The following is a 6,539-nucleotide window of genomic DNA, read 5'->3' as shown; positions in this document are numbered from 1 at the left end:
TGTACGGTTGAAATTACCCAATACGCCCTGAAAGGGCAGAAGCTCTTAGCCCAGGGCAGCGCCCTGGGTTGTTTTGGACGCAAATCTGTCGCCCTGTAAGGGCAAAAGCTTTAAAAATCAAGGCAATACATAAAGCTTTTGCCCTTACAGGGCGCCTTGCCGATTGCCATTATACCCAGGGCGTTGCCCTGGGCTAAGAGCTTCTGCCCCTTCAGGGCGTGCCAACCGTACAGGTCAAAATGTTTTTGGGAGTTATATTAAGTCTTGTATTCCATATAGGCTTTTTGTCCTATATGGCAAGTCTTCGTAGTCTTTAGAAATCGAGGGTAACGCCCTTTTCGTCGATCTTCTTGTAGGTTTTGCTGTTTACACTCACGTTCTTCGAGTTCTTGGCATCGAAGGTATGAGTCTTTGCGGTTACCTTGATATTCTCGAGCTTCACGTTCTCAGTACGGTTGATCACGATGCCCTGTTCGGCATTGTTCACCTCCAAGTCCTTGATGCTGATGTTCTGAACAGGCATCTCGGGCAAACCGTTGAAGTAAGCAGCACGGCGGGCTGTACGGCAGATGACATGGTCGATGTCGATGTTGCGGAAGCAAGGAGTAGTCTCGTCGACCTTGAATTTCTCTACCTTTTGGTTCTTGGCCTCGTCGCCATCGTTGAGAACCTCAACAGCCGACTTGCCTCCATAATAAAGGTCGAAGGTGATTACGTCGGTCTGAATGTCGAACATAGACATATTCTTGATGAAGATGTTCTCTACTACGCCGCCACGACCACGTGTGCTCTTGAATCGCAGACCTACATCGGTACCGAGGAACTGGCAGTTGGTAACCATCACGTTCTTCACACCACCGCTCATCTCGCTTCCTACTACGAATCCGCCATGACCCTTGAAGACTGTACATCCGTCTACGATGACGTTCTCGCAAGGAATGCCACGCTTTCTTCCGTCGGCATCTTTACCGCTCTTGATACAGATACCGTCGTCGCCCACATCGAAAGTAGAATTGACGATGAGTGCGTTCTTGCAAGACTCCAAGTCAAGACCGTCACCATTCTGTGCATACGCGGGGTTGCGTACCAGTACATCTTCGATGAGCACGTTCTCGCACATCAATGGATGGATGTTCCAGGCAGGAGAGTTCTGGAAGATAACGCCATTGAGCCAAACATTCTTGCAGTTTACCAAGCTTACCATGACAGGGCGGAGGAATCGCTTGATTTCGTTCCATCCCTCTTCTGATGTAGGTTCTGCAGGCACGTTCATGTTGGCGCTGTTGTCAGCCTTGAGAGCGCCTTCTGACGGGAACCAATAGTCCTTGCGCTTGTAGGCACCACCGCGCGAAGTGATGGCTTTCCACTGAGCGTCGGTTACCTTCTGCTTTTTCAGAGGACGCCAGTACTCGCCATTACCGTCGATGGCTCCCTGACCTGTGATAGCCACGTTGGTAAGTCCGTTGCCCGAGATAGGCGACTGGCAACGACGTGTGTCGAGACCCTCGAAAGAAGTCTTGACGAAAGGATAGAGGGCATCATCGGGTGAGAAAAGGATAATGCCGCCCTTCTCGATGTGCAGGTTGATGTTGCTCTTCAATGTGATGGGGCCTGTAAACCATACGCCCTGTGGCACGATGAGCTTTCCTCCGCCTTTCTGGCTCAGGGCTTCGATAGCCTTGCTGAAAGCTTCGGTGCAAAGGGTAGAACCATCACCTACGGCTCCGAAATCCTTCAGGTTTACCTCGTTGGCAGGGAACTGAGGACGTGTCACCTTCTCCATCTGGAAAGGAAGGTTCTCATAGAGCGCGTCATACTTGTCGGTTTCGGCTGCCTGCATGCTCATTGCCAGCAAACAGGTGCAAACCAAGCTAAAAAGTTTCTTCATGAATAAATGGGGTTTTTAATAGAGTTATTAAATAGTTTTGTCTAATTGCTGCAAAAATACGGATAAAATCTCATATTTCCAAATCTATACTCATTTTTTTATATGTATTTCATGTTTCGCATGAGGGGAGTTAAAGGAGCTGTCACTCCGTTCAGTTTAACTCCCCTGTAACTTCTCTAATCATTCCCATTTGCGAAAGTTGAGTCAAGAAGCTACGGTACTGCAGCTTTGAGGAAGGTGTCAAAACGTAAAAAAAGGAGCAAATGGTATGATTTTCTTGTCTTGATTGATTTTTCAGGCATCCGAACTTGGTCGTTTGTGAAAAATATGCTATATTTGTGGCATAGAAAATTAATTTAAGTCTATTCACTAACTAAATCATTGAATTTTATGAAGAAGAACTTTTTACTCTTATTATCGTTGATGCTTTTGTTGTCGGTTTCGGCAATAGCCGGTCCGCGTAGTTATCAGCAGGCTAAGGCGATAGCTCAACGTCAGGCAGCCATGCTTGGCATAGAGATGGATGCCGAGGTGACGGCTTCAGCAAAGGCGGCTCCCCGCATGTCGGTTTCTTCTGCTGTTTCTCCTTCTGCCACATGCTATTATGTCTTTGCCAATGGCGAGGATAAGGGATTTACCATTGTGTCGGGTGACGACAGAATGCCGGAAGTGGTGGGCTACTCTGCTCAGGGCACTTACGACCCCGACCATTTGCCAGCCAACTATGTGGGCTTTATGAAGGCTTACCAGGAAACGGTAGACGCTTTGCTCAAGGGTGATGCTCAGGTGTCAGGAGGATTGGCTGAGGCTCGCCAGTGGCGTGCTGAACGTGCCAGCTCTGCTGCTGTAGCACCTCTCTTGGGTAGTATTAAGTGGAATCAGTATGAGCCTTATAATAATATGTGTCCGTTGTACAAAGGCACCAACCGCTCGGTGACGGGCTGTGTGGCTACAGCCATGGCGCAGGTGATGATGTATTATCAGTATCCTAAGGAGTTGAAAGCTACTATTAAGGCTTATACTGCTAAAAGTTATGGAATTCAAATACCAGAAATATCTTCTGGTGCGACCTACGACTGGGACAATATGTTGCCTGATTATTCAAAGTCGGATTACAACTCTGCGCAAGCTGATGCTGTTGCCAAATTGATGTACCATTGTGGTGCTGCGGTGAAGATGAACTATGGTCCTTCATCGGGAGCAAACGTCACACCAATCATCTTGGCGACTTATTTCGGTTATGACGCCGACTTGATGCAAGACCTTACCCGTACAGTCTTTACCTTGCAGCAATGGATGACGCTGATCGATAATGAGCTGAAGGCAAAGCGCCCCATTCTTTATAGCGGTCAGGCTTCGGATGGTGGTCACGAGTTTGTATGCGATGGAAGCGATGGCAAAGGTCTTTATCACATCAACTGGGGATGGGGAGGCTATCAGGATGGTTACTTCGACCTGACTATTCTTCAACCCACGAAGGGTGGTGCCGGCTCAGGCTCTGCTGTGGATGGCTACAATCGAGACTGCTCTATGATTATCGGTATAGCTCCCGATAATGGCAAGGTGGATGAGCCTCTTGCTTCATATCCGCAGATCATGAGTATAAATCAGAATGCTCAGTGTGGCATTACCTGGACAAAGACAACCCGTGCACGTGTCTCAGAGAATTTCCAAGCAAAAGCCACAACCTGCTTTGCCAATCAGAGTACTACGGATTTTAATGGTTATTTTGCCTATGGCGTCAAGATGGCAAACGGAAGCATAAAGCTAGTATCAAACTATTCTGCTAAATATAATATGCCTAAAGTGTTGCCTGATGGAAGAACTTATGGTACTTATGATGACAATCCAACTCTTACCATCAGCTATCCTTTCCCTCAGGGTATCAATGTGATTTATCCTATCTATAGTTCAGATACGAAGAATTGGCATATTTGTTCATTCTCTAACAACCAGCCTTTCATCATCAATGTTGATGCCACAACGCTGTCTCCTGTTACTACTCCTCTGGCAGCAACGGTAACAGCCGAAGATGGTCTTTACACCGGTATGACCAATCCGCTGACAGTTACCTTTACCAACAGTATGGATATGGAGTTCAATGGTTTGGTGAACATTTACACTAACACGAAGGACAATACCAAGCCCAGTTCGTCAGATTTCGACCTGTATATTACCATACCAGCTCGCGGTTCGGTGACGCGACAGATAGAGTTACCGGAAACATCTTCGTCTCAACAGTATCTGTGGATAACGGATGTAGCCAACAAGGATGAAGTCATCGTGAACGGTCAGCAGTTTACGTTGACGACGGCAGCGGCTCCTAATTTCACAGTCGTTTCTTCAGAGAGTAATGCTACTCCAGGTAAGTTTGGTGAAGGAATATGTTATAATGCAAAATGTAAATTGCCATTGGTTGAAGACGATAAACTCGTGGTAAGGTTTGGTGTAAGGAATACAGGTGGACCTGGCTATCTGGATTATTGCTTCGTGCCATATAATGCCGAAACCAATAAAGGTTGGATAGAGCCTAATAGGGCAAGGGCTGCAGGTAATGGAGCGATTACCTATGTGGAATATACTGTCACTCCAGATGAGGTGGGCAGTCATTCTATTCTTGTATATTTCAATTCATATGATTTTACAACAAAACAATATTCGGAATTTGCTAATTGTACCATAGGTAGCCACTATTATGATATAGTTACAGGTAGTGGTCGGAAATGGATCAAGGGCAATGCCCTGATAGCCTATGTCACAGGCGTACCATCTTCTATATCTTCTGTGAAGACAGATGCCGGAACTTATGTACGAGGCGAAAAGGGAGCTGTGGTTATCAAGACAGATGCCGACAAGCGAGTGGGCATCTACCATATTGGAGGACAGAAAACAGCAGAAGTTCGCCTGACGGCAGGTCAGGAGCAGACTGTCGCCCTTCGTCCTGGCCTCTATATCGTAGATGGCATTAAGATGATGGTGAGATAATATTCTCTCTCAATTTATCGTACTGGCAGTAAGAATAAGTACACTTTTAGTACACCTTAAAAAGCAAAAAACGCTTGCAAGCGATTGGCTTACAAGCGTTTAATAATTTAATTTAGTACCCAGACCCGGGATCGAACCGGGATGGATTGCTCCACTGGTGTTTGAGACCAGCGCGTCTACCGATTCCGCCATCTGGGCTTTTGCGGTTGCAAAGGTACTAATAATTTTTGAACTGACAAACTTTTTTGCAGAAAAGTTTCTGAAAAGATGATTTTTCTTATACGAAAGGCTAAATAATTGTTTTATTTTGCCACTTCTGTCTTAAATTGTGGAAAAAAACTTGGTAGGTTCATAGATATTTCCTAATTTTACACGTGAATTAAAACAATATCATTATATAGTCTGCCAAATGACAAAAAACGATCATAACAATTATTGTATCATACTCGCCGGAGGAAAGGGTAGAAGACTGTGGCCCAGCAGCCGCAATGCTTATCCCAAACAGTTTCTTGATTTCTTCGGTGTGGGACGTACTCAGTTGCAGCAAACTTATGACAGGATGGCAAGGATTGTGCCAGCCGACCATATCTATATCAATACCAACGAGGAGTATGTGGAATTTGTAAGGCAGCAGCTGCCCGATGTTTCCTCCGAGCACATCTTGTCGGAACCCATTCATCGCAATACAGCTCCGAGTGTGGCATGGGCTGCGCATCGCATAGCCATGCAGAATCCTGAGGCTTGCATCGTGGCTACGCCATCCGATCAGGCTGTGTTCAACGAGGAGGCGTTCTGCAAGGATATGTTGGAGGGACTGCACTTTGTTGCCGACAACAGTTGCTTCCTCTCCATGGGTGTGAAACCTACCCGTCCTGAGCCTGGCTATGGATACATCCAGTTGGGCGATTCTGTAGGCGAAGGACTCTATAAGGTACAGTCGTTTACCGAGAAGCCTGAGCGCGACTTTGCCAAGATTTTCGTAGACAGTGGCGAGTTCTATTGGAACACCAGCCTGTTCCTCTTCAATGTGAAACATCTCTACAACAACTTTGGCCATCTTTTGCCATCTGTGCTTCGAGGTTACGACGAGAAGTATCCCGTCTTTAGTGTGGAGACCGAGAATGCCTATATGAAGGAGAACTTCCCTTCTTATCCCAATATCTCAATCGACTACGCCATCTTGGAGAAGTCTAATGACGTCTATGTGATGAAGTGCGACTTTGGCTGGGCTGACTTAGGCACGTGGCACAGCATCTACGAGGCAATGAAGAAAGGGGAGAACGACAATGTGGTGATAGACAGCGACGTGCTGATGGAGGACTGTCACAACAATATTGTCAAACTGCCTGAGGGCAAGTTGGCTGTGCTCAATGGGCTGGATGGTTTCATCGTTGCCGAAAAAGACAACGTGCTCCTCGTCTGCCGCAAGGAAGACTCCTCTGCGTTGGTGCGCAAGTATGTCAACGAGGTACAAATTAAGAAAGGAGATGAGTTTATATAACTCTCATCCATTCGATAACATGATAACAGAAAGGGAAGTGAAGACGCATCTTCACTTCCCTTTTCCTTGTAGTAGCCTCTCTTCCTAAGTTATCGAAGAGAAGAATTATAACCCCAGTTCGGGATAAGAATAGTTCATAAAAAAGTTGGTAGTCTCACAAATATT

General features: G+C 46.3%; 3 protein-coding genes and 1 tRNA gene. 2 read left to right on the top strand and 2 right to left on the bottom strand.

Annotation, left to right across the window (positions count from 1 at the left end; translation table 11 throughout):
• Nucleotides 1-313: 313 nt before the first annotated feature.
• Nucleotides 314-1,888 carry a glycoside hydrolase family 28 protein gene (locus tag F7D20_RS07035; RefSeq protein ID WP_158463418.1) on the bottom strand — a complete coding sequence of 525 codons (1,575 nt, stop codon included), beginning with the start codon at nucleotides 1,886-1,888 and terminating at the stop codon, nucleotides 314-316.
• Between the two features lie 390 nt (nucleotides 1,889-2,278).
• Here F7D20_RS07035 and F7D20_RS07030 point away from each other — a divergent pair, with 390 nt between their 5' ends.
• The gene (locus tag F7D20_RS07030; protein ID WP_158463417.1) at nucleotides 2,279-4,873 is read left to right on the top strand and encodes a C10 family peptidase; all 2,595 of its coding nucleotides are present in this window, start codon (nucleotides 2,279-2,281) and stop codon (nucleotides 4,871-4,873) included.
• Nucleotides 4,874-4,989: 116 nt separating this feature from the next.
• On the opposite strand, the gene F7D20_RS07025 is transcribed toward F7D20_RS07030, so the two are convergent.
• Nucleotides 4,990-5,071, bottom strand: a tRNA-Leu gene (locus tag F7D20_RS07025).
• Nucleotides 5,072-5,282: 211 nt separating this feature from the next.
• On the opposite strand from F7D20_RS07025, the gene F7D20_RS07020 reads away from it, so the two are divergent.
• Nucleotides 5,283-6,374, top strand: coding sequence for a mannose-1-phosphate guanylyltransferase (locus tag F7D20_RS07020; RefSeq protein WP_158463416.1), 1,092 nt, complete (start codon nucleotides 5,283-5,285; stop codon nucleotides 6,372-6,374).
• Nucleotides 6,375-6,539 lie beyond the last annotated feature (165 nt).

Source organism: Segatella copri, from assembly GCF_009495355.1.
Taxonomy (GTDB): Bacteria; Bacteroidota; Bacteroidia; order Bacteroidales; family Bacteroidaceae; genus Prevotella.
The sequence above is the reverse complement of the archived record's forward strand: the minus strand, read 5'-3'. Positions and strand labels throughout refer to the sequence as shown.

What these genes read in the sequence shown, in the direction of transcription:
- F7D20_RS07035 (WP_158463418.1), bottom strand. Translation starts at nt 1,888, where the DNA reads ATGAAGAAACTTTTTAGCTTGGTTTGCACCTGTTTGCTGGCAATGAGC.
- F7D20_RS07030 (WP_158463417.1), top strand. Translation starts at nt 2,279, where the DNA reads ATGAAGAAGAACTTTTTACTCTTATTATCGTTGATGCTTTTGTTGTCG.
- F7D20_RS07020 (WP_158463416.1), top strand. Translation starts at nt 5,283, where the DNA reads ATGACAAAAAACGATCATAACAATTATTGTATCATACTCGCCGGAGGA.